This window comes from Sediminibacterium sp. TEGAF015, from assembly GCF_025997995.1.
Taxonomy (GTDB): domain Bacteria; phylum Bacteroidota; class Bacteroidia; order Chitinophagales; family Chitinophagaceae; genus Sediminibacterium.
The window spans coordinates 2,774,208-2,799,293 of sequence record NZ_AP026683.1 but is presented as its reverse complement, the minus strand read 5'-3'; the positions used below and the strand labels follow the sequence as shown (position 1 = coordinate 2,799,293).

Genomic DNA, 25,086 nt, shown 5'->3' with positions numbered 1-25,086 from the left:
TTACTTTACGGAATCGTCTATGTAATCTTTTGGCGTTCCTTTCTTCTCAAGAACAATTGAATACATAATAGAACCTGAAATGCACAATACAATCACTCCCAACGAAAGGGCTACCTGACTGGTTTTGCTCATCCACATACTCAGGTAATGTTCCCCCAGCATTTTTATGCCAATGAACACCAGTACAATGGCAATACCCTGCTGCAGATAATCAAACTTGGTTACTGCTCCTCTCAATAGAAAGAACAAAGAACGCAATCCGAGTACAGCAAAAATATTGGAAGTGTAAATAATCAAAGGATCCTTGGAAATACCCATCACCGCAGGAATTGAGTCCAGTGCAAATACCAGGTCAATGGCTGCCAGCAATACCACTACTACAAATAAAGTAGTGTATACAGGTTTACCATTTTCACGAATCATGTATTTTCCACCACCATCGTGGTTCACCAAGGGCAGGAAGGATTTTAAGAACTTGTAAATCTTGGATGTTTGCGGATCAAACTGTTCATCTTCATTGGCTTTGAACATATGATACCCTGTATAAATTAAAAATCCGCCGAAAATATAGAGTACCCATGAGAACTTGGCTACCAGTGCCACACCCAATGTGATAAATAATACACGGAAGATGATGGCCATCAATATTCCCAGCAACAATACTCTTGAGTAATACGCTTCCTTAACATTAAAGGAATTAAAGATCAGAATGAAAACAAAAATATTGTCGATGCTTAAACTCCACTCCATCAAATAAGCACTCAAAAATTCAAATGGCAACTGGTGTCTGCTGACTTCTCCGGTTGCATCAGCACTTTCCAATGCCAGAGCCGGACCTTCTATCCATAAGAAAACAAAAAAGGCAATAGCCAACCCTACCCAGAACATGGTTTGGTTTAATGCTTGACGGATAGAGATCGTTTTATTTTTCTTACTTAGCAATCCAAGGTCAAATGCCAGTGCAATGGTTAGTACAATTCCGAATACGAGATAAACAATTTGATGTGCGCTCATGATGCGTTTTAATTAAATGCTGTATTGCTTTTTTCTCCACCACTGGAAAATAAATCCGGTCAGCAGAATTACAATGACGGGTAAAAGTACGTTAATCCCCTGCCATAAAGTCTTTTGCTCCTGTAATTTTTGTTTGTTCAGCAATCTCAGGACTACTGTTTTGTTTCGGCTTTCAAACAATGAATTATCCGAAGACAGATAATCTACACTATTCAAAAAGAAAGCCTTGTTAGCAAAACGATAGTTTTCCATTTGTATCATACCCATGGGCAAAGGCCCTGTGGTTTGGCTGACTTCATTGGTTACAATATCTCCATCTGCTACCACAATCTGCTTCCCGGCTTTTTTTGCTTTTGCCAGGAAGGATTTACCGGTAAATTGTTTTACAGAATCCATTACCGTTTTAGGCAAACGGTTACTGAACAAAGAATTGAATTTGCCTTCCAGTAACACAGCAACCGGTATATACGATTTGGTAAAACTATACAGGTCTTCTTCTGATTGCACACTATTGAGTGAAACCACTGCCGGAGAAGGAAGGATTCTGCTACTGGAATCGGTTGATAGCAAAATGGTTTTCTGTATTCCTTTGGCCATTACCGTATCAATGCTCGAGGGGAATATGGGTAATACCCTGTCTAAGTTGGCCGAGATAGGATTCGGTGTTCTGGAAGAGAGCAATGGATAATATGGCCAGGGCATTCTTTGCATGCGGATACTTCCATCCGGATTGCGGCCTACCACCAAGGGTATCTTGGAGCAATTTAAATCCTGTACCAGGTCTCCATTGATTCTTACTCCGTATTTAAATAACAATTCATCTAGTCCCAATCCTCTGTCGAATGCCGTATACTGCCCTTCTGTTCTTTTTAAGCTATCCAATTCTGCATGTAGTTTATCAATGAACCAGATAATATTGCCTCCGTTCATTACATACTGATCCAGCTTTAGCAAATCTTCGTCTGTAAATGATTCTTTGGGCTTTACCATCAGTAAAGTCTTAATGATGGATGCATCGGGATAACCCTGCTTTAAGTTGAATATGCCCAAACGGTATTCGTTGCGCAAACTTTCTCCCAAATCGTTCACCGTTAAATCGGTGGGTTGTCCATTTCCTACTACATAGGCAATGGTGGGCACATCCAGTCGGGTCATTTTATCAATGGCAGTTGCAAACTTGTTTTCGAGTAGTGCTTCGGCTGCATTGCGGGTGGCTTCCACATCTTCCTGCGGTTCTTCTGCAATAACATTGAACTGTTTGTAAATTTTTCTGCTGCTTCTTAAATCTACCGGAATAGGTGCCTGTCCTTTGCGATAATACACTAATGCTGATGGCAATACCCATTGATTATTTACTTGCTCAAACACTACGCCCATTTTCTGCAAACTATCATAACGCATAGCTTTGGCCGTATCATCTGCCAGCCCTTCTACCGGGTCAATAAAATCTACTTTGATCTGGTTGTTGGCATAACTATTAAAAGCCTCCAGCATATCCGCTGTTGCCAGACTGAGCTTCTTGTAATCCGCAGATAATTCACCCGTTAAAAAAACTTCGACTTTAACCGTTGAGTCAATTTTTTCCAACATGCGAATGGTAGAAGGACTCAGCGTAAATCTTTTGTCTTCGGTTAAATCGAGTCTTTGGTTTAATCTGGATCCAGCAAATGCAATCGCAATCATTGCAAGCACAGCAATCCCCATTTGCTTTTTTGACTTACCTGATGGCTTTAACTGTAATTGAGTGAGATACAGAAAAAACACAATCAGTCCAATGAAATATAAAATATCGGAAAGCGCCATCACACCGCGGCTGATATTAGCTGCATGCATTTGTATGCCCAGCAGTTCAATATAATAATCCATGCCGCCATTGAACAAAGGCAGTTGTGCTACAGAACTGAATCCGGCAAATAAAGCAAAGCCGATAATCGCCCCTAACCCGAATGCCGCAATGGTATTGGTTGTTACACTGCTGGCGTATATCCCAATGGCAGCATACACTGCGGCCAGTAAGAACAAACTGATATAACTCCCAATGGTTGCGCCAGTGTCAATCCCACCGGTAATACTTAAAGCCTGCATGGAGATGGCATAGATCACTGTTGGAAACAATGCTACTGCAATAATTAATAAAGTGCCGAAGTATTTTCCTGCAATAATTTGCCTGAGTGACAAGGGAAGGGTTTGTAAAATTTCGAAAGTGCCCGTGCGCATTTCGTCTGATATACTGCGCATGGTAATGGCCGGAATTAAAAACAACAAAAGCCAGGGCATTAATTGGAAAAACGGCGCTAAACTGGCATACCCAAAATTGAGCAGACTGGTTTCTGGAAATACAAAAAACAATAATCCTGTTACACCTAAAAATACACTGAGTACCAGGTATCCGGTTAAAGAAGCAAAAAACTGTTGCCACTCTTTTTTACAGATCTTCCACATGGCCCAAATCTAAAGTTTTTGTACGCAAAAACCCCGACGAATCGGGGTTTTACTATTGATTGCTATTAATTTAACAAAGTCTGTCGCAGAAAAGCAATGGCGAATATGCTTCAGTTTTTAAACCGCAAAGCTTTCTCCGCATCCGCAACTTCTGCTGGCATTGGGATTATTGAAATAAAACCCTTTACCATTCAATCCATCAGAGAAATCAAGCTCGGTATTCACCAGGTATAAGAAGCTTTTTAAATCGGTGACTACTTTTACACCATTGTCTTCAAAAACCTGATCCATGGGTTTGATTTCGTTGTCAAAATCCAGCTTATAGCTTAATCCGGAACAACCTCCACCCACAACACCTACTCTTAAAAAATAGCTTGGGTCGCCAGCAACGCCAGCTTCGTCCATCAGTTGTTTTACTTTGGCCTTGGCTTTGTCGCTTACGTATATGCTATTTTCTGCAGCTATCTCACTCATACAATGCTATTTAACAATTAGTGAATTCTTTCTTCGAACACCAGTTCTTCCAAACCGTTCTTCTTTCTGTAATCGTTGATGGCGCTCTTTATAGCGTCTTCAGCCAATACAGAACAGTGGATTTTTACCGGAGGAAGATTCAATTCTTCTACCAGTTCCATGTTGTCGATAGCTACTGCCTGATCCAAAGTTTTACCTTTTAACCACTCAGTTGCTAATGATGAAGAAGCAATGGCAGAGCCACATCCAAAGGTTTTGAATTTAGCATCGGTGATAACACCAGTTGCATCGTCTACTTCAATTTGTAAACGCATTACGTCCCCGCACTCCGGAGCACCTACTAAACCCGTACCTACATTGCTCTTAGACTTGTCTAATGTACCTACGTTCTTAGGATTATTGTAGTGGTCAATTACTTTTTCTGAGTATGCCATAGTATGTTAATTTATTTTGTTAGGGTTTAATAGTTTTGTTGTTTGTTGGGACCACTATTAATGGTGTGCCCATTCAATTTTATCCATATCTACTCCTTCTTTGAACATTTCCCATAACGGGCTCATATCTCTTAGTTTCAATACGGTTTCGCTTACGGCTTTAATAGTATAGTCAATCTGCTCTTCAGTAGTAAATCTTCCTAAACCAAAACGCAATGAGCTATGTGCTAAATCGTCTCCTAATCCCAAAGCTTTCAAAACATAGCTTGGCTCTAGAGAAGCAGAAGTACAGGCAGAACCAGAAGACAAGGCGATGTTCTTGTTAAAGCCCATCAACAAACCTTCTCCCTCTACATATTTGAAAGAGATATTGGCAACATGTGGCAAACGGTGTTCTCTGTTTCCGTTTACATATGCTTCTTCCAGACTCATTAAAGCGTTCTCTAGTTTATCGCGCAATTTGCTCAGGCGTGCAGCATCATCAGCCATTTCCAAACGGGCCAATTCGCATGCTTTACCAAAACCTACGATACCGGGAACGTTCAAAGTACCACTTCTCATTCCGCGCTCATGGCCACCGCCATCCATCTGGGCAGTTACTTTAACGCGTGGGTTTTTACGACGCACATACAAAGCACCGATTCCTTTTGGACCGTACATTTTGTGTGCAGTGAATGCCATGATATCAATGCCATCCTTGTTTACATCTACCGGAATTTTACCTACAGCCTGTACCGCATCGGAGAAGAACAATACACCGTGCTTCTTAGCAATGGCAGAAATTTCCTTCACCGGCTGAATCACACCAATTTCATTGTTGGCATACATTACCGCAATTAAAATGGTGGTAGGCTTGATAGCCGCTTCCAACTGTTGTAAATCAATTAAGCCATCAGGCTTCACTTCTAAGTAAGTTACTTCTGCACCCGCTCTTTCCAGGTGTTTGCAGGTATCTAAAACCGCTTTGTGTTCAGTAGTTACAGTGATGATATGGTTGCCTTTTGAAGCATACATTTCATAAACACCTTTGATAGCCAGGTTGTCCCCTTCGGTTGCACCGGAAGTGAAAATGATTTCTTTGGGATCGGCACCAACTAATTTGGCTACTTGCTCACGGGCATAGTCTACCGCTTCTTCTGCTTCCCATCCAAAAGGGTGGTTACGGCTGGCGGCATTACCAAAATGCTCGGTAAAATAAGGTAACATGGCTTCCAAAACTCTTGGATCCATGGGTGTAGTGGCGTTATTGTCTAAGTAAACAGGTAACTTCAACATAAATGATTGCTTGTTTTTGCTTATAACGCAAAAGTATAACAATAGGTTCTATAATTTTGGCGCAGGGCTAACACAGGAGTTGTTTTTCCTCAATTCGTAACCCTATATATAAAAAATTCATCATGAATAAAATTGAACATATTGGAATCGCAGTAAATGACCTGGCTGTCAGTATCCCGGTTTTTGAAAAATTGCTCAATACACCCTGCTATAAAACCGAAGAAGTGGCTTCTGAAAAAGTAATGACGGCTTTTTTTAAAACCGGGGAATCTAAAATTGAATTGGTGGCTTCCACCGATCCGGAGGGTGTGATTGCCAAATACATTAGCAAAAAAGGAGAAGGCATGCACCATATTGCTTTTGATGTAACCGATATTCATGCCGAAATGCAAAGATTGGTGGCAGAAGGATATACCCTTTTGAATGAAACGCCCAAAAAAGGAGCGGACAATAAACTGGTTTGCTTTTTACATCCCAAAGGAACCAATGGGGTATTAATTGAATTGTGCCAGGAGATCCATCACCCGGATGCGCACGTTCTATAATCCTAGTTTTTCTATTGCGACCTGCGCGGCAATCTGACTGGCGTCTTTTTTGTTACCGGCTTTTCCCTGTGCAAATATTTCACCATCAAGTACGGCATTCATGGTGAATACGCGGCGGTTGCCTTCTAACTTTTCATCGGCCATTTCAAACGTGATGGTCTTGCCGTTTTTATTGGCCCAGCCAATCAGTTTGTTTTTCAGATTGATATCAATCACTTCCAGGTCTTCCATAAACAAATGTGGAATCACAATCTGTTTCAGTATCCAGCTCTGGGTTTTGGGATAACCCTTGTCTAAGTAGACTGCTCCTATTAATGCTTCCAGCGTATTACCAAAAATCTGACTACCCTTTAATGCGTTGTCAAACTTGTTGTAGAAAGTTAATTTTCGCAAACCCATTTTCAGGGCTATATCATTCAGCTGCTGACGGTTCACCATTTTGGATCGCATTTCCGTCAGAAATCCCTCGCCTTTGTAGGGATATAATTTAAAAAGATAATCGGCTACAACCGCACTCAGTACCGCATCTCCCAGAAATTCAAGCCGCTCATTGTTCTCATCAGGTGTTTCCTTAACAGAGCGATGACTCAGGGCACTGCGATACAATTGCAAGTTACCCGGCCTGATGCCAAGCATATTGCTGAGCTGTTCTTCAAATGCAGAAGCAGCTTTGGGTTTAAATAGCTTTATTAAAAATTGCACTTGTTATGCTACGAATTTTTTCACGATCACACAGGCATTGTGTCCGCCAAATCCGAATGTATTACTTAAAGCTGCACGTACAATTTTTTGCTGTGGCTTGTTGAAAGTAAAATTCAATTTCGGATCCAGTTCAGGATCATCTGTGAAGTGATTAATTGTAGGGGGAACAATATCATGAATCACACTCTGAATGCATGCGATGGCTTCTATTACTCCGGCTGCACCTAAGCAATGTCCGGTCATAGATTTGGTTGCACTGATATTTAAATTATACGCATGGCTGCCAAACACTTCAGTAATCGCTTTCACTTCTGCACCATCGCCTAATGGAGTAGAAGTTCCATGGGTATTGATATAATCAATTTCATCGGGCTGCATACCTGCATCTTTTAATGCAGCAATCATTACGTTACGCGCACCCAATCCTTCCGGATGTGGAGCGGTTAAATGGTATGCATCTGCAGTGGCGCCGCCACCAGCAATCTCACAATATATTTTTGCACCACGCTTAACGGCGTGTTCGTATTCTTCTAATACCAAACAACCTGCTGCTTCTCCCATTACAAATCCATCTCTGTCTTTGTCGTAAGGTCTGCTGGCTGTTGCCGGATCATCGTTTCTTTCGCTCATGGCTTTCATGGAGTTAAATCCTCCAACGCCTGCTTCACTAATAACGGCTTCTGATCCACCACTAATAATGATATCGGCCTTGCCTAAACGAATGGTATCTACTGCTGCAATAATGCCATTGGTGCTGGATGCACAGGCACTTACCACAGCAAAGTTGGGGCCGCGAAATCCATGACGCATGGAAATCTGACCCGCTGCAATATCTAATATCATTTTAGGAATAAAGAAAGGATTGAATCTTGGCGTTCCGTCTCCGGCCGCAAAATTCATCATCTCTTCCTGGAAAGTTCGGAGACCTCCAATACCGCTGGCGAAAATCACCCCTACTCTATCTGCATCAATGTTTTCTGCAGATATTTTGGCGTCGGCCACTGCCATATCACTTGCATAAATAGCTAATTGTGCAAAGCGATCCAGCTTTCTGGCTTCTTTTTTCTCCATGAAACTGGTTGGGTCAAAGCCCTTGATTTCACAGGCAAAACGGGTTTTGAATTTACTTGCATCAAATAAAGTGATAGGTGCAGCACCGGAAATACCATTTAGTAACCCCTGCCAATAATCTTCCAGATTATTACCAATGGGAGTAATAGTACCAATACCTGTAACAACTACGCGCTTTAATTGCATACAACAAACCTGTTTATGTTATAATCCGCCTTCCAAATTTATCAGAAGGCGGATTAAAATTATTCCTAACTAAATAGATATCTTACTTAGCGTGCTCTTCTAAATAAGCAACAGCCTGACCTACAGTAGTGATGGTTTCAGCCTGCTCATCAGGAATAGAGATGTTGAATTCTTTTTCGAATTCCATAATTAATTCAACTGTGTCCAAAGAATCTGCACCTAGATCGTTGGTAAAAGAAGCTTCATTAGTTACTTCAGCTTCGTCTACACCCAATTTGTCTACGATGATTTTCTTTACTCTTGTTGCGATGTCTGACATTGTAAAAGTTTTTGTTTACTGCGGCAAAAATATACATTTTGAGATATAAGCAATATTTTAAACAACTTTTGTTTCCACAGACTGCCATATTAATGCGTATTTTCTGGATTTTAGACCGGTTTTATTCAGAAATCATGGTTATATTAGTGTTATGGCACTAAAAATGATTCAACATGGATCCGCGGAATACGAACAAATGGTAGCATTGAGGCGCCAATTGTTGCGTAAACCGCTTGGTCTAGATTTTAGTGCAGAAGAATTATCTGAAGAAAAGAATCATATACTGTTGGCCTATACCGATGAAGGTATTATGGAAGCCTGCTGCATGCTGGTAAAAGTTTCTCCCGACACTGTCCGTTTGCGTCAGCTGGCCGTATTGTCCGGATTGCAGGGTAAGGGCATTGGAAGAGCAATGGTTCAGTTTGCAGAAAACCTGGCCCGGGACAATCGTTTTGAGAAAATTATTATGCATGCCCGCAAAGACTCCATTCATTTTTTTGAAAAACTAGGCTATGATGTCATGAGCGAGCCATTTATTGAACTCACCATTCCCCATGTAATTATGGGTAAAGAACTTTCAGATTAGTTGGGGTATAAAAATTTACTTGGATAGAATTCCTCGCTTTAACGCGCCTCTAAGTTCGTGTCGGAATTCTTCGCCCATTCCTTCTTTGGGTACCATAAAAAAAGACTTGGCATTAAAATATAAGTGAAAGAAATGCGGGCTTTCAAAATAATGGGAGAACTCATTCCATTCCCAATGCTTGTATCCTTTTTCATTTTCCAGCGTAACGCCGCTGTCTTTAAATGCAATAGCAAAAGTATCTAGGAAAGTTTCTTTAGCCTGCTTATAAATAGAATTCGGCAGGATATACCAGAAACTGGCCATCATCATGATCCAGATAAAAGACCCCAATAAGAAGGGCTCGGGTCTTATTTTTTTACTGTAAAACAAAATGGCGGCAACAATAGCAAATACATTTACCAATACAACCAATACTTTCACTTCGGGTCTTTGTACAAAATGGTACCGAAGCCCTTGTATCACTTTTTTCTTCTCGTAGGTAAAAGCATGTTGCATTTTGCAAATTTAGCCAATTTTCACTGCGGATGTTTTTTTGCCTTCAATTCATTATTTTTAGAGACTAACATATTATCTATGCAATTGAGCAAGCCCAAACTCAGCTTCATGCAAATCATTAACATGAATGTGGGTTTCTTTGGAATACAATACAGCTTTGGCTTACAGCAGAGTGCTGTGAATCCAATCTATGATTTTTTAGGTGCCAAGCCCGATGAAATACCCTTGCTGAATTTGGCAGGTCCTATGACAGGTTTATTAATACAACCGATTATTGGCGTGTTGAGTGACCGTACCTGGCATCCCCGTTTCGGGAGAAGAAAACCTTATTTCTTTATTGGCGCTTTGTTCTGCAGTCTTTGTTTGTTTCTCTATCCATTCAGCTCAACCTTGTGGATGGCTGCAGGTTTGTTATGGGTGTTAGATGCGGCCAACAATACCGCCATGGAACCTTACCGTGCATTTATTGCAGATAAGTTGCCTAGCGATCAGCTGGCTACCGGATTTTTAACGCAGAGTTTTTTCACCGGTCTGGGCATTACCCTGGCCAATATTTCTCTTTTTCTTTTTCAGAAATATATTCCGGGTCAGCATGGTGCCATTCCTTACTGGGTATTTGGCTCTTTCTTTCTAGGATCTCTTTGTTCTATTAGTTCTGTGTTGTGGAGCATTTCTAAAACGCCGGAGATACCTCCTACTCCAGAAGAACTGTCCGCTCTTCGTGCACAGAAGAAAGGGTTGCTTCAACCCTTTATAGAAATTGGGGAAGCCATCATTCATATGCCCGCAGTGATGTGGAAACTAGCATTGGCATATCTGTTTCAATGGTATGCTTTGTTTTGTTATTGGCAAAATGCGTCTAAGAGTATTGCTCAGTCTGTTTGGAAAACCAGTCCAACAGAAAACAAAGCTTTGTATGAAGAAGCAGTGGGATGGGCAGGCTTAGTGAATGGATGGTACAATGTGGTAACTTTTTTATCTGCTTTTGCCTTGGTATGGATGGCTAAAAAATTCAGTCCTAAAAAAGTACATGTGGTTTGTTTATTGATGGCAGGCCTTGCACTATTGTGGTTTCCTCAAATTGAAAACAAGTATCTTTTGTTTGTTCCGATGGCAGGATTTGGCATTGCATGGGCTAGCATGATGGGCATACCTTACCTGATGGTGGTGAATGATATTCCTAAAGAAAAATACGGCGTATATATGGGAATCATCAATATGATGATTGTGATTCCGATGATATTACAAACTACTAGCTTTGGCTTCGTTATGGAACACCATTTAAATAACGACTCTGGCAAAGCCATTTCTTTTGCAGGTGTATTATTATTGCTAGCTTGTGCAGCCACTTTGCTTATTAAAGATGTTAAACCTGAAGGAGAACTGCAGGCGGTTTCTTCGGGGGGCCATTAAAAAATAATTGTATGAAAATTCTTTGTATTGGAGAAGCCTTAATTGATATGATCTGCACAGATAAAGGAATGCCTTTATCGGAGGGATCTAACTTCTTAAAAAAGACAGGGGGGGCTCCCACCAATGTTGCCGCTGCCATAGCTGCACTGGGTGGCAAAGTGGAACTCGCAGCCAAAGTAGGTAAAGACCCTTTTGGCTATCAGTTGATAGAAACCATGCGTTCTTTTGGAGTGGGTATTCAAGCGATGTTAGAAGACCCCAACCATTTTACCACATTTGCTTTTGTGTCGTTGATGAATAATGGCGAAAGAGATTTTGTTTTTAACAGAGGAGCCGATGCACAATTGTCCATTGACGATATAGATTCTATTAACTTGAACAATATTTCTATTATACATTTTGGATCGGCAACTGGTTTTTTACCAGGCCCTTTGCAGGCTGCTTATTTGCACCTGCTTCAGAAAGCGCTGCACCATAATATTTTCATCAGCTTCGATCCCAACTATCGTCATCTGTTATTCAAAAACAATACAGACTCTTTTGTTAGTCAGAGCTGGCATTTTTTACGCAACTGCAATTTTTTTAAAGTAAGTGACGAAGAAGCCATGTTGTTAACTAACACAGAAACCCTGGAAGCCGCAACAGCTATTTTATTAGACGAGACCAAGGGAGTATTTGCTATTACATTGGGGAAGGATGGGACTTTACTCGGCTACAATGGTCAACAACATATTATTCCTTCTATTCCAGTTAAACCCGTTGATACAACCGGAGCAGGTGATGCATTTGTAGGCGCTGTTTTATATCAGCTAAGTAAACTGGAACCTGCCACCTTCAATGACCTTTCATTGGAAATGTGGTCGCATATGGTCATCAATGCCAATAAAGCCGGCGCAAGAACTTGCGAGTACATGGGCGCTATGGAAGCTTTTAAACATTTGAATAATCAAATTTTTGACTAATTATGTTTCAATACGAATTGCATCAGAAAATAAAAACACTTTGCCTTACCCATTTACTGGACATAGCCGGCCCTGATCATGCATTTTATTTACGTATGATTGCCAATGCAAATACATTACAGGAACTATATTATTCTATTTACGGAAATACAAATGGTCAATCCATTGAAAATCCATTTGACAATTTATTAGCGCTTTTAATTGAAACTTATAAACAAAGAAAACCGGCATTCAAAAAAAGAGATGCACTAAAAGAACAACAGGGTGCCTGGTTTACCAGCAATCAGATTACCGGAATGAGTTTGTATGTAGACCGCTTTGCAGGCAATTTAAAAAGCATGCCTGAAAAACTTCCATACCTGCAAGAGCTGGGTGTTAATTTTTTACACCTGATGCCCTTGTTCGAAAGCCCTGAAGGAGAAAGCGATGGTGGCTACGCCGTTTCTGATTTCAGAAAAATTGATGAACGCTTCGGAACCTTGAATGAATTTAAAAGTTTGCAAGAAAAAATGCAAGCAGCAGGCATGTATCTGATGATTGATATTGTACTCAATCATACTTCTCATCATCATGAGTGGGCTAAAAAAGCCAAAGCGGGTGACAAAAAATATCAGGACTTTTTTTACATGTTCGACAACAGAGAAATTCCCGATCAGCTGGATGCTACCATGCCCGAAATTTTTCCGGAATCCTCACCGGGCAGTTTCAGTTTTGTGCCAGAATGCAACAAATGGGTAATGACTGTTTTTCATCATTACCAATGGGATCTGAATTATACCAATCCTGCTGTATTCAGTGCCATGTTGGAGAATATTTTCTTCTACGCCAATTTAGGTGTTGACATTTTACGCATTGATGCACCTGCATTTATTTGGAAGCAATTGGGTACTACTTGCCAGAACCTGCCTCAAGCACATACCCTTCTTCGTTTGATTAAACATTGTGTGCATATTGCTACACCAGGCATGGCATTGTTAGGAGAAGCCATTGTGGCACCCAAAGAAATCATGAAATATTTTGGCACAGATGCATTTGTTGCCAAAGAATGCGATATCGCTTACAATGCTACACAAATGGCTTTGCAATGGGATGCACTGGCTACAGGTGATACAAGAGTAATGTTGGCAGCACAATATGAACTCTTACAAAAACCCTTGGGTACTACCTGGATTACCTACACCCGTTGTCACGACGATATCGGATTAGGATATGATGATTCTATGATTGCAGCCGCTGGATTCAATGCGTATGAACATCGTAAATTCTTGAAAGAATATTATTCAGGGAGTTATGCAGGCAGTCCTGCTGCTGGGGCATTGTTCTCAGTGAATCCAAAAACACAGGATGCCCGTATCAGCGGCAGTTTAGCTTCCCTCTGTGGATTAGAGAAAGCGTTGGCGGGAGACATAGGCGATTCTACTTTAAAAAATGCTATTGAAAAAAATCCTGCCGTTGCAAACGCTATTAATAAAATTATTTTAATGCAAGCTCAATCCATGCTATTGGGCGGCATTCCGATGTTATTCTATGGTGATGAAGTGGGGTACACCAACGATTATAGTTACTTGGTAGATCCTGGGAAAAGTTATGATAACCGATGGATGCATCGACCCGTGATTCGCTGGGAGAAAAATGCTCTAAGAAAAGTGGAGGGAACAGTGGAAAACAAAATCTTTACTGCTACCCAACAATTGATTCAATTGAGAAAATCCATTGCCGCGTTTAGTGATCAGAAAAATATTACCTGGTTAACCCCGCACAATATTCATGTTGCAGGCTTCATTAGACATGGGGAAGGAAAACATTATTACTGTTTATTCAACTTCAATAGCAAGGCTGCTTACGTTACTTGGTATTTGTTCAAGGAACATGGATTTGCACCCGTTGAAATTGTTGATCATTGGACTGGCAATAAACAAAAAGTAGGGCCCGATCACGAATACCTAGTGATGGAGCCCTACCAGTTTGCTGTTTATGAATTGCTATAACTTGAATGAAATTGTTGTAGAAAAATTTAATCCATCGGATGGCCACAACCCAGGACCAGGATAAAATAAAGGTCTTTTAGTAAAATATTGCTTATTGAATACATTATTAATATTGACTTTCAAGATAAAGAGCTTTGAGATAGCAATGGAAGCATTAATGTCAACCAATCCATATGCCGGTACCCATCCAACTGCCCCTGTTTCTTTTGTTGGTTGTATGGTATTGAGTGGATCTGAATAAGTGGAAGAAACATAACTATATAAAAAGTTGATTTGATATAAAGGAGTACGTATTCCTATTCCATTTCTAGATGTAATATCGGGAACAGATTCTACTTTGTTATTGTGAATAGAAAAATTGGCATTTCCAGTTTTAATAACTGCATTTTTATATTTTGCACTCATCCAGGCTGTAGAAGTAAAAAGCGATAATTGCAGTTTTGAATGTAGTGCCCACTCTGCTTCAATATAAGCTTCAATACCCGTTGTCATTGAATTGCCAATATTGGTTCTATAGGTTATAAAAGAATTATTGATATCCTTAACAACCAAAGTTCCAAAACGATTATTTTGGGTTAATAAAAAAGTATTAATATCCCATTTAATCTTATTTAATGAGCCTTTGAATCCAAATTCAGCATTATATCCGCTTACATCTTTAATAGTAGGATCTATCGTTTCATATATGGAAGAAGGTATCAGATCTTTAAAAATAACTGGACGATATGATTGTGCAATTCCACCATATAGTTGCGAGTATTCAGAACTATTAAATTGAAACCCTATTGCCAATAATGGAAACTTATGATTAATGTTTACTGGTATTTTGTTGGTTGGATAATTCAATATAATTCCTGTCATTTTAGAAGTACCTGATTCTACTCTTACACCTGCAGTAATATTCAATTGATTGGTAAATCTGATTCTGTTTTCTATAAAAAAAGCTAGATTTAAAGTTTTAAAATGTAAATCTCGCCCCCATTCTGGTGTTGTTAATTGAAGGTCAAAATCAGAAGAAGTGGTTCCTTTACCAAGTTGCCTTCTGTGTAAATGATTATTCATCAATTGAATTCCAGTTGCTATTGTTTGTTTTGTATTTAACCACTGAAAATGATGCATTAGTCTGATTTCAGAGGTATAACTATTAAAATGATCTATATCCACTTGTCGCTGGTTATATTGCCCTGTTGAAGAAACAATAGAATCTCTAATAGAGGCAGGTTTATCAAATAAAATACTATTTCTTTCACCTAATACTGCCGAACTTGTCATTTCTAATTGTGTAGAAGAATTAAGCGCCCAGTTAAACTTGATAAAAGGCAAATGTATAGACGGATTAAAATAATTTCTGTTTCGAGTTGATTGCCTTGGATTTTCTAAAAACATACTATCATTCAACGGGCCAGGAATTTTATAGGTATAAGTAGACTTAGACCACTCAAGATGTAAACTTGAAGATTTTGTTGGACGATAGGTTAAGCTTATTTTATAGGCTGACGAATTAGATTCTTCTCCTATTCTATATCCATTTCTAGACTTTACAAAATGATAAGCTTGGTAACTCATTTTATTTACTGTACCTGAAATTGCATTGTATGTACTAAGTAATTGAAAGGAACCTATTGTATTGATATTTTCAAAAGAAAATGGTCGCAATGAGTCAGGTTGTTTACTTATATAATTGAGCATACCTCCAAACTGTGCTCCATATTGCAAGGAACCCGTTCCTCTTACCAACTCAATTGATTCAATACTTTCTAAAGGCATACTGTAGTGGCTTGCAGGATAGCCGTACATGTCAGAGTTTGTAATTATGCCATCTTTTCTCAAATTAAATTCCCAACCTCTATGTGGATCTAATCCCCTGGTTGCAATATTGATTTGGTTGCCTGTCCCATCCATATCGTAAACAAAAACGCCAGGTACTTTTGCAAATACCTGACGACCAATCTTTGATGAAATATCTACTCCACTAGAAGTCAAATGAATTCGAGTAGTTTTTTTTCCCGTGTTTAAATAAGTACCATTAATTTCAGGTAAATCAAGTTGTTTATTAATATAAGACTTTACCATTACACTATCTAAATAGCGAACTGGAACTGTATCAGTTTTATATACAAAATTACCCAATACAGATTTTCCCAATACAAGTAATATAAAAACAATAAAACCCTTCATGTTTTCAACACTTTGTTTTACTAATTCGCACCATCACTCTGTGCTCTAGCAATTGCAAAATTGCCAACTTTAGCACCTTGTAATAAACCTATTTCGCAGTCTGAACGATAATGAATAGAACCATAGATTCTAGATTCAGAAGCTTCTTTTGCCATAGTATTATATATGCTAGCCTTAGATGGAATCAAAAACCCTAAAATGGTTGCTGCTGCACCACTAAAAGTTGAATGCCCCGATATATAGGCTGGGAAATTAGGAACTCCGGTATTTGTTTTTACAGTGGGATCAACCTGCGAAGGCCTAGGATTGTAATAAAAATATTTTGTATCCCAACAACTAATAGCTGCATCCATTTCAGCCATATTTAACAAAGCAAAATTTCTTGCCCATCTTACTTCACTATATTTTTGTTTCACAAAATCATCTGCAGCTATCGCATTCCAATGACCTGGAGGAGTGTATGTACCCGCTCCATCAGCCCAATCATGTACAATTGCTATTTCTTTCCTACTTGCATTCTTGGTAAAATGTCTAACTTCTTCTAGTTCTGCTTTAAACTTTTCTGATTTTGTTGAAGGTGGGGGACCCGGTCTAATTGCAATAGTAGTTAATGAATCAAATAAAAAAGGTCGTACTCTTCCGAAAAATGGCAACATGGGTGGTCTCTTCGGAATATCTAGGCTTATCCAGGGAGTTTCACCTGTTGCAGCAGTTTGGTTTTCTAAATCCGCCCATTGTGAAGGGGTTCCTATTGCTCTTGACATATTATCACTCGATGCTCTTGAAATAACTTTTGCAGCTACTTGTCTGGCCAATTGAACCCCTGCTTCTATATCTGAACGGGTATTCATACCTGCCATAATTCTAGCCAACATATGTTCATCTGCTTTTTGTTGTATAAAAGCAATATCGGCCGGAAATAATAGTTTCAGCATTTCTACACTTACCGCAGCAACTACTGCATCTTCACTTGGATAGGAAGGCAAATTGGTAGCGGGTACCAGTGGTTTAATGTTAGCATCTACTGCATGCGGTGCAGGACGATTGTACAAACGCTTATAGTAATAGGCTGCCACCAGTGCATCATATTGAGCTACACTTACATAAGCATATGCTCTTGCTGCATAAGGAGGATTGGCAAAAGGAAAATGAGGATATGCAAAAGGATTTGCAGCGGATGGCGTACCATAAGTTCCATCTGGATTTGAAGCTGGAGGTAAGTTTCGTTTTGCCACTAATTCCCTCATAATCTCATTCCATCTTAAAACACCTCCCGCACTCCAATATTTAATGCTTTCTTTTTGTGCGGGTGTTAGTGTAGCTTGAAATCCTTTTATTTCGGTTAATTCTCTATTATAAACAGCCACATTTGTTGTTGTGGGCGCAGCCAATGGAAATTCATTTGCTGTGGCTAAAATGACTGGTTTCCAATCTCCAGCATTGGCATCAATATTAGTTGGATTTAATGGCTCATAAACTTTATCTCTTTCTTCAATAGTTCGATCACATGCTACTAAGAACAGTGATAAGATTAAATTGAGTGGAACGATTTTATTTAGTTTCATCATTACTAGTTTTTGGAGTTGAAGATTTTTCGAAATTGATAATATAAAATACCCCCGCATTAATAGATGTTGATTGACCTACATTTCTACCTGCAACTGTAAACATTGCATTTCCTACTGCGGACAACCCCTCTACTTTTCCAAAATTGTATTTGAATCCAACTCCAATTCTATTAGCATTCATTTGATTGCTCAGGAATGGCATATTATTTCTTGTTATATCAAATCCACCATTGGTTTGCATGATGTCTGCTATGACTTCTGCATAACCCTTGCCACTTCTATATCCTACTCTCAAATTGAAGTTGGCCATATTGGGCATTTCTACTTGATTGGTATAATGCATTCTTGTTGTATAATAGGCATTGCGATCTATTGTTACATTGCTCCTTGTAAAAAAGGCTGCCGATGCTGTGGTAAAAAAATTACCCAATTGATAATCTGCCATAATTCTTGCCATGGCTGTTTTTGCGCCCAATCCAATAGATAATGGTAAATAATCTTTTACATAATTGTTTAATGGTGTTGAGTAAGAGCCCAAAGCATATACCGAAAAATCAGCTTTACCAATTGTTGTTTCAATGGGCATCCACTTCAAGGTTAGTGTAAGATCTTGTACACCCTGTCTTTTAACTAAAGTTCCGGCAGAGGCACTATTAGAGAAATAAGGAACGGAGAATAAGAGATTCAGGTTGTCTTTGATACCATAATTGCCCATAATACCAATCATGGTAGAGCCTACAGTTCCTAAATTGGGATTATCCCTTTTAAGTGTGCCTTCCCAGTAATTTTTCCAGCTGCTGTTTCCGATCATGAAACCGGTACAAAAATTATTCTTTGCCATCATAAGCGCGTCTATATCTGTTTGCGCATGGGCAGTTAGTTGCGTCACTGCTAAACCAGCGAGCATAATCAACCTAAAAAAGGCTGACCTTTTTATATAAGTCATAAATGATTTCTGTTAAGAAATAAATTAAATCTGGGCTAGACTTTTAAGATACATGCCGTTTTCAGTTGAAGGAGTCTAATTTTGTGAAGATGAAATTTCTTTTTTCATTCTCAGTTTTTTAGCAATATGACCTCCCACTTTCTGTCCTATATCGGTACTGATGATACAAGAATTGTGAAAATGCAAACCACCATAGAAGCGAGCCCAGTTGTTTTCTTCAGCCGCATGTCGGAATGATTTGAAACTCCTGTTGGCAATACCAAATTCCAATTCTGTAGAATCGGTATACGCAAAATTATCCCCGTACACACTGGTCAAAGCTTCTGCTGCTGCAGAAGAAATAGTTGAGTGTCCGCAAGTATATTCAGGGAAAGCAGGTGTTTGTAAATAAGGTCTCCAATTAATATCTATGTATTGATTGATGACGGTTTCCGGACGCACGGTATTGTATTTGTATTTTACATACCAGCATTGTATAAAGGCATCAAATAATGCAATGGCTGTTTTAGCCGTTGCATAAATGGTTTCCGGATAATCAGACTTTGCCTGTTTGGCGGCAATGCCCACTACACTCATCCAATGTCCGGGTGGTGAGAATTTTTTACTGCCAAACATCACGTGTCCGGTAACATTCATTTTGAATGGATTATCGTCCCAGAATTCCGCAATATGCTTTTGCTCGGGCGTTAAACTATCAATTGCATTTTTGATAGCAATCACTTCTTGATAATATTTACTGTTTTTGTCTTTGATGTTGAAAGCAGGTGGTGGCGCAGGCTCGTAAATGCTTGCACTATCAATCACCATGGTTCTAATTTCCATCCAGTGTGGCTCTGCTGCAGTTGCATACATAGGTGGAGTTGGCACCCATCGCCCAGGTTCATCAGTTACCGTGTACTTTTCTGCACCTCTTGTTTGCAAGTAATTGTCTTTTTTACTCCAGCGTATAATAGCTGCACTTACACTATCCGCGAATTCTCTGGAAGCTGCTTCTACACTTTTGGGTAAGCCTTTCTTGCGGGCCAATGTTAATATACTGTCTTCATAGGCTTTCATGCTCCCCTCGGGAAAAGTAACTGACTCTCCAACTTTCATATAAGACATCAGTGCCGCCAGCTGCCAGTCTGCTTCCGGATGAATAGCTGGCAACTTCAAAGTAGATAACCCATTTAGCTGCCCTCCCAGCGACTCATATTTATCTGCATTAGCCGCAGCCATGACTTCATAGGCAGCAATGGCAGCATAAGCATAATTTCTGGAAGCGACCATTGGAGGGAAATTATTTCCCATTACCACGGTATTCAGCTCATGCACCGTATTACTATATAAAAGTGGATCGTGTAAAAAAGTTTTGTACTCCGATTTTGTACTACAAGCCTGAAGGGCAAATACAAATATTCCCAGCACCGCAAAGCGCTTCAACATAAACAGTCTATTATTAAATGAAAAAATATACAATGCTTAATATGCCAGCATTAGGCTTGCGGTGGTCGTTCCAAAGCATTTGCGTAATCAGAAGTCTGTACCAATAGATTTTTCATGATCAACTCCTTAGAAATGTCTCCATCACGAAACTGCCAGGTAAAGCAATGGTCACCCGTGAAGTCTGACAATGAAAACTTTAGTACAATATGCTGATTAGTAGAAGATTCGTTTTGAGAACTAGTATTGAAGTTAGCTGCCAGATTCATAAACTGATCTCTGGCATTGCGTAACCCTATTTTTTCAATATTGGGCACTGCCAAAAGTTCTAAAGAGTCTTTATAGAAACGGCGCTTTACAAAGTGATAGGTTACACCATTGATTTCAACGTCTCCTGTAGCTGTTTCAAACTCCTCACTGTTTGTTCCATAAGGAGTACTTGCTGCCACTTTCAGGTGTATTAAATTGGCCTCATCGTACTGATCTTCGTATAGGCTGGCCTGGAATTGCCTGTCAGATTTGTTTTCCAGGTAATTCAATAGAAGGTTGTAGCCACCCCAGCTAAAGAGCAGCAAACACAAGGACAGTATGGTTAAAACCTTTTTCAACTCCCTAAAAATAGTATTTATTTTTGCAATGTAAAAGATTTAATTTTAGTTTTTATTCCCACTTAAACGACAGCACGGATATGAAAAAAGGATTGTATGTTCTGGTTCCCGTATTATTTTTTATTGGTGCTTCTTACCTGCTTCCATACCAAAAACCTACCACCGAAACCGTTTCGGTTGCCATGCCTGTAGATGCAATAACCAGGGTGATGACTAATCCACAAGAATGGACCAAATGGTTTCCCGGGAAAAAAGTAAACGATTCTACTTTCACGTATTATGACAACCCAATCACCATCCATAAAGTATTGATGAATGGGTTCCAGGCTACTTTAGTATACAAAGGCATGGAAATAAAACTCGATTTTAGCTTTATGGCCGACCACAATGCTAAAACCAAGTTCACCCTGAATACGGTTATGAACCTTTCTTATAACCCGTTTTACCGCTTTAAAAACTTTTTTCAGTTGAACAGCGCTGAAGATGACACAAAACGATTGCTATATCAGATTCAGGATTACTTTTCTGATGTAGCCAAAGTATACGGCTATCCTATTGAAATGCAGAAAGTACCCAACTCTTCTTATGTATCTGCCAAACAAACATATGACCATGAGCCTACTACCGATGAAATTTATGCATTGATTGATGAAGTGAATGAATTTATTGCCGGCGTGGAAGTTAAAATTGTTAACTATCCTATTTTGAATGTGTTTAAAGAAGATTCTTCCAGTTATACCGCAATGGTGGCCGTACCAACAGAAAGAGATATTCCTTCGAGCGGCAAATTCATGCTAAAAAACATGATGCTGGGCAATATTGTGGTTTGTGAAGTTACCGGCGACAAAACCGTGATACAAAAATGCAACGAAGCCGTTAAGAATTTTGTTCAGGACCACCGCAAAGTAAGTCCGGCCATTTCTTTTGAACGTTTAATTACCAACAGAAGAACCATCAGGGACAGCACAAAATGGAGAACGACAATTAATTATCCTGTTTTTGAATAAGTTAATTTTGTTGCTTCAGAACTTGCAGGTTGCCGTTATTTTTTGCTAATACATAGCAAATGTTTTTCCCAATAACAATGGGCAAAGCCTTTCTTACCTCGCCTTTTATAACTAAGCCTGGTAATTGACAGGCAGCCATTTGCAAGCCTTTATTGGGTTGTACTTTTGCTGTTTGTAGCAGGGTTCCAAAATTTGCATCCTGTCTGCCTATTTCAATATTATTGTACCCAAAGTTGCCAAGCAACAAGGCACCGGTAATTAAATGATTGATTGGCACAACAGCACGAATATTACTGAACTGTGCTGCTACGGGTAATTGCATGGCATTGTATTTTCCTTTGCCCTCATTTATCAATAGCATGTTGGCCATTTGTGTTGCTTCAAGTTTCGTAGCTGCTGCTAACTTCTCTTTTCCAAATAAATCATCTAAAGTGGCTTTGGCAAAATCTTCTGCATACAGGAACTGCTTCTTTAGAACAGGTAATGATTTTTCCAATTGTATTTTACTGGCAAAAGGCATTTCTTTTCCCTGTAGATAATACGTGATTACCTGCTCCATTCTTCCATTATTATCATAGTCGTTCAGGTACATACGAACCGGTTCTGCTGCGCTGGCTTTCAGTCGACTATTTAATCCAAAATTTCCTGCCAGTATATCCTGATCTCCATCATTGTCTATATCCAGCAGTGTTATCGATTGCCACCATCCTTTCTGATTAAGTATGGTCTGCTTCACAAATTGATTTCCCTTTCTGATAAATGCATCGATGGTTCCCCATAAAGAACTAATCAGAATATCTTTTTTGCCATCCTGATTAATATCAGCTAATTGTGCATCAGTTACCATACCTGGGTTCAGCAATTCTTTGGAATAACGGATTGTCTGATCTGTAAAGTTTCCCTTCCCATCATTCTCCAATAAATAGGTTCTGGGGGCATTGCCATATTTCCAGGGTTCAACCCTTCCTGTTAACAACAGATCAACAGCTCCATCTCCGTTAAAGTCTTCTGCAATAATGCGACTTTGAGTTGTATTGATACCAGCAAATGCATCTGCTTTTCTAGTCAACTTTCCTTTTCCGTTATTAAGATATAGTAAAGGCAACAAGTGCGGGTCATCTCCATAATATTCATTTCCTCCACTAGCTATGAGTAAATCTTTATAGCCATCTTTGTTTACATCTGCCCATACAGCATCCGTATTCTCCCACATGGAATCCAACAATAAAGCAGGCTGCGGCATTTGCTTAAAAATTCCGTTCGATTGCTGCATATACACAGCATTGTGTTGCGTTTTTGATGCCCCTATAAAAATATCTTCCAAGCCATCACCATTAATATCGGCAATAGCCAATGCAGGACCTTCAGCTGATGTCATATGAGGAATCAAAGGTTCTCTGTCAAACTCATTGAAGGGATTTTCTTTATGCTGATAATTCAATTTTGTTGCTGCAGTAATATCGTTGAATACAGGCTTATTTGAAATGGAGCTTTCTTCAAGATTGCCATGTTGATTCAAATTGGATAATTGTAGGGCATGCTTGTTATAATCAAATTTGGGAAGCCCCGGCTGATAAGTCATAGATATATGAATTCCCGGACGTATCGATATACGCTGATAAGTTTGATCGGGCCAGATAAGGATTGCAGAGTCTGGCTGAATATTATCTAATCCAATATGCAAAGGAATCTGCATACTCGATAAAAAGCCATGCACTGGATAGTTTTCATAGGTATATAGCGCGTCTTTTGCATAAACCATCAGCTTTGATCCTACCGCCATAGTATTTTGCGTGCTACCTTTCAGCTGTATGGAAACATAATTAAGCTGTTTATTTTCTGCATTATTATTTACATTTTTAGAATTGCTTCTATTCGCTGAAGGATTAGCAGGAAGATTTGTATTGTTTCTATAAATGAGCACAGGATCATTGATATTATTTACCACAATATCCAGATCTCCATCGTTGTCCAAATCGGCATATACTGCACCATTAGAGAAACTATTGGGATTTTTATCAATGGCCTGGGTTATATTATTGAAACTAAATGCACCCTTGTTCTGAAAAAACTGATTGGGGATTTTAATTTCAGGAAACTGATTGATCAAGGTCAAATCCTTGCTTTCTAAACTATTGTTTTTCAATTTTTCCTGTAAAGCTTCTCCGGATACAAAATTGATATAGTCTATATCGTTCATTCGCTTGGGTATCCCGTTCGAAACAAAAAGATCCTTCTTGCCGTCGTTGTTAAAATCCATCCACAATGAAGCCCAGCTCCAATCTGTAGCGTGAATACCTGCATACTGCCCTACTTCACTAAATTGTCCGTTGCCCCGATTGTATTGAAGATTATTTCTGGCATATTGATACGTATACCCAAAAGCTAGTTTGTTCTGGAAAATATTGTAGTCATCTTCAGATAAAGATCTTCTGAGCATATAGGACTCATAGGGCAACATGTCCATGGAAACAATATCGGGAAGTCCATCATTGTTCGCGTCTGCCACATCAACACCCATAGAGAACTGACTGGTATGCATCATGGCTTCCTTTCCTTTCTCTTCAAAGCCTCCTTTTTTATTGTTAATATAGAGATAATCATTTTCGTGAAAATCATTTCCTACATAAATGTCTGGCCAGCCATCTACATTAATATCTGAAACGGCTACCCCTAACCCATACCCAATTTTAGATCCATTGATACCTACTGTGGTAGTAATATCAGTGAATCTCCCTGTTAACATACCGTCTGCATTCTTCTGAGTATCGTTGCGATAAAATTTCTGACCAGCTAGTGCATCAAATGTATTTTCAAAGTTCTTTCTGGGTGCATAGTTTCCATCGTGATTAACAGAATGGTTCAATAAAAACATATCCAGGTCTCCGTCTTCGTCATAGTCTAAAAAAGCAGCTTGTGTGCTAAATCCCGAAAAATCCAATCCGTATTCAGCTGCCTGGTCTTTGTATTGCGGAATCCCTTCTTTGGTTATTCCTGTACAAACCAATAATTGATTCTTACCTTTTAATACTTTGTAATTGCCCACCCTACATACATAAATATCAAGTAAGCTATCGTTATTGATATCTACAACAGATACACCCGTACTCCATGAACCATCATTAGGAATTTGGGCTGCTGTTGTAACGTCTTCAAATTTCATTAACCCCTGATTCAGGTATAAATGATTGCCCGTTTGATTGGCTGCAAAAAACAAATCAATTTTACCATCCCTATTAAAATCTCCTGCGCCAATACCTGCACCATTATAATAGTACATATAAGAGAATAAATTGAACTCTTTTGTAGGAGTTAGTGTATTGGTAAAGTTTAACCCTGATTGATTCGCATCAATTGGTGTAAACAGAGAAGGTGAACTGCTTTGCTTACAGCCAATGGCAAGGAACAGCGTGATTAATCCCACCAAACCCAAACTTTTCCATTTCATTTT

General features: G+C 39.3%; 21 protein-coding genes. 6 read left to right on the top strand and 15 right to left on the bottom strand.

What is annotated here, in order from left to right; all coding sequences use genetic code 11:
• The 5 genes from TEGAF0_RS12475 to TEGAF0_RS12455 form a co-directional block, all read right to left on the bottom strand.
• Complete coding sequence (locus TEGAF0_RS12475) at positions 1-1,014, bottom strand: TerC/Alx family metal homeostasis membrane protein (RefSeq protein ID WP_264898706.1); 1,014 nt, start codon at positions 1,012-1,014, stop codon at positions 1-3.
• A gap of 12 nt (positions 1,015-1,026) precedes the next feature.
• Positions 1,027-3,456, bottom strand: a complete 2,430-nt coding sequence (gene gldG / locus TEGAF0_RS12470) for a gliding motility-associated ABC transporter substrate-binding protein GldG (protein WP_264898705.1) — start codon at positions 3,454-3,456, stop codon at positions 1,027-1,029.
• 117 nt (positions 3,457-3,573) lie between these two features.
• Positions 3,574-3,930, bottom strand: a complete 357-nt coding sequence (locus tag TEGAF0_RS12465; RefSeq protein WP_026751152.1) for a HesB/IscA family protein — start codon at positions 3,928-3,930, stop codon at positions 3,574-3,576.
• 17 nt (positions 3,931-3,947) lie between these two features.
• Positions 3,948-4,364: a Fe-S cluster assembly scaffold IscU gene (gene iscU, locus TEGAF0_RS12460; protein ID WP_264898704.1), complete on the bottom strand. Its 417-nt coding sequence runs from the start codon at positions 4,362-4,364 to the stop codon at positions 3,948-3,950.
• 57 nt (positions 4,365-4,421) lie between these two features.
• Positions 4,422-5,639: an IscS subfamily cysteine desulfurase gene (locus TEGAF0_RS12455; protein WP_272501739.1), complete on the bottom strand. Its 1,218-nt coding sequence runs from the start codon at positions 5,637-5,639 to the stop codon at positions 4,422-4,424.
• Positions 5,640-5,761: 122 nt separating this feature from the next.
• On the opposite strand from TEGAF0_RS12455, the gene mce reads away from it, so the two are divergent.
• A complete protein-coding gene (mce, locus tag TEGAF0_RS12450; protein WP_264898703.1) occupies positions 5,762-6,184 on the top strand; it encodes a methylmalonyl-CoA epimerase in 423 nt (140 codons plus the stop codon).
• Here mce and rnc read toward each other — a convergent pair.
• The 3 genes from rnc to TEGAF0_RS12435 all read right to left on the bottom strand — a co-directional run bounded on the left by rnc (position 6,179) and on the right by TEGAF0_RS12435 (position 8,462).
• Positions 6,179-6,886, bottom strand: coding sequence for a ribonuclease III (gene rnc / locus TEGAF0_RS12445; RefSeq protein ID WP_026751148.1), 708 nt, complete (start codon positions 6,884-6,886; stop codon positions 6,179-6,181). The genes mce and rnc overlap by 6 nt on opposite strands.
• Before the next feature lie 3 nt (positions 6,887-6,889).
• A complete protein-coding gene (fabF, locus tag TEGAF0_RS12440; RefSeq protein WP_264898702.1) occupies positions 6,890-8,143 on the bottom strand; it encodes a beta-ketoacyl-ACP synthase II in 1,254 nt (417 codons plus the stop codon).
• A gap of 82 nt (positions 8,144-8,225) precedes the next feature.
• On the bottom strand, positions 8,226-8,462 hold the full coding sequence (locus tag TEGAF0_RS12435; protein WP_026751146.1) for an acyl carrier protein: 237 nt from the start codon (positions 8,460-8,462) through the stop codon (positions 8,226-8,228).
• Between the two features lie 151 nt (positions 8,463-8,613).
• On the opposite strand from TEGAF0_RS12435, the gene TEGAF0_RS12430 reads away from it, so the two are divergent.
• Positions 8,614-9,048, top strand: a complete 435-nt coding sequence (locus TEGAF0_RS12430; RefSeq protein WP_264898692.1) for a GNAT family N-acetyltransferase — start codon at positions 8,614-8,616, stop codon at positions 9,046-9,048.
• A gap of 15 nt (positions 9,049-9,063) precedes the next feature.
• On the opposite strand, the gene TEGAF0_RS12425 is transcribed toward TEGAF0_RS12430, so the two are convergent.
• On the bottom strand, positions 9,064-9,543 hold the full coding sequence (locus TEGAF0_RS12425) for a YcxB family protein (protein ID WP_264898691.1): 480 nt from the start codon (positions 9,541-9,543) through the stop codon (positions 9,064-9,066).
• Between the two features lie 108 nt (positions 9,544-9,651).
• Here TEGAF0_RS12425 and TEGAF0_RS12420 point away from each other — a divergent pair, with 108 nt between their 5' ends.
• Genes TEGAF0_RS12420 through TEGAF0_RS12410 form a run of 3 tightly spaced genes read left to right on the top strand, consistent with a single transcriptional unit; the run spans position 9,652 to position 13,906 of the window.
• Positions 9,652-10,956: an MFS transporter gene (locus TEGAF0_RS12420; RefSeq protein WP_264898690.1), complete on the top strand. Its 1,305-nt coding sequence runs from the start codon at positions 9,652-9,654 to the stop codon at positions 10,954-10,956.
• An 11-nt stretch (positions 10,957-10,967) separates the two neighbouring features.
• The gene (locus TEGAF0_RS12415) at positions 10,968-11,918 is read left to right on the top strand and encodes a carbohydrate kinase family protein (protein ID WP_026751142.1); all 951 of its coding nucleotides are present in this window, start codon (positions 10,968-10,970) and stop codon (positions 11,916-11,918) included.
• Positions 11,919-11,920: 2 nt separating this feature from the next.
• A complete protein-coding gene (locus TEGAF0_RS12410; RefSeq protein WP_264898689.1) occupies positions 11,921-13,906 on the top strand; it encodes an alpha-amylase family glycosyl hydrolase in 1,986 nt (661 codons plus the stop codon).
• Here TEGAF0_RS12410 and TEGAF0_RS12405 read toward each other — a convergent pair.
• From TEGAF0_RS12405 to TEGAF0_RS12385, 5 genes are all read right to left on the bottom strand, one after another.
• On the bottom strand, positions 13,901-16,084 hold the full coding sequence (locus TEGAF0_RS12405) for a TonB-dependent receptor family protein (RefSeq protein ID WP_264898687.1): 2,184 nt from the start codon (positions 16,082-16,084) through the stop codon (positions 13,901-13,903). The genes TEGAF0_RS12410 and TEGAF0_RS12405 overlap by 6 nt on opposite strands.
• A 20-nt stretch (positions 16,085-16,104) precedes the next feature.
• Positions 16,105-17,652 (bottom strand): phosphatase PAP2 family protein, encoded by a 1,548-nt coding sequence (locus tag TEGAF0_RS12400; protein WP_264898686.1) that lies wholly within the window; start codon positions 17,650-17,652, stop codon positions 16,105-16,107.
• Positions 17,636-18,598, bottom strand: a complete 963-nt coding sequence (locus tag TEGAF0_RS12395; protein WP_264898684.1) for a transporter — start codon at positions 18,596-18,598, stop codon at positions 17,636-17,638. Before TEGAF0_RS12395 ends, TEGAF0_RS12400 begins: the two co-directional genes overlap by 17 nt.
• Positions 18,599-18,673: 75 nt before the next feature.
• Positions 18,674-20,023 carry a vanadium-dependent haloperoxidase gene (locus TEGAF0_RS12390; protein ID WP_264898683.1) on the bottom strand — a complete coding sequence of 450 codons (1,350 nt, stop codon included), beginning with the start codon at positions 20,021-20,023 and terminating at the stop codon, positions 18,674-18,676.
• Between the two features lie 50 nt (positions 20,024-20,073).
• Entirely contained in the window at positions 20,074-20,628 is a 555-nt protein-coding gene (locus TEGAF0_RS12385) for a hypothetical protein (RefSeq protein ID WP_264898682.1), read from the bottom strand.
• An 80-nt stretch (positions 20,629-20,708) separates the two neighbouring features.
• On the opposite strand from TEGAF0_RS12385, the gene TEGAF0_RS12380 reads away from it, so the two are divergent.
• Positions 20,709-21,635, top strand: a complete 927-nt coding sequence (locus TEGAF0_RS12380; RefSeq protein WP_264898681.1) for a hypothetical protein — start codon at positions 20,709-20,711, stop codon at positions 21,633-21,635.
• A 1-nt stretch (position 21,636) separates the two neighbouring features.
• Here TEGAF0_RS12380 and TEGAF0_RS12375 read toward each other — a convergent pair whose 3' ends face one another.
• The gene (locus TEGAF0_RS12375) at positions 21,637-25,083 is read right to left on the bottom strand and encodes a VCBS repeat-containing protein (RefSeq protein ID WP_264898680.1); all 3,447 of its coding nucleotides are present in this window, start codon (positions 25,081-25,083) and stop codon (positions 21,637-21,639) included.
• Positions 25,084-25,086 lie beyond the last annotated feature (3 nt).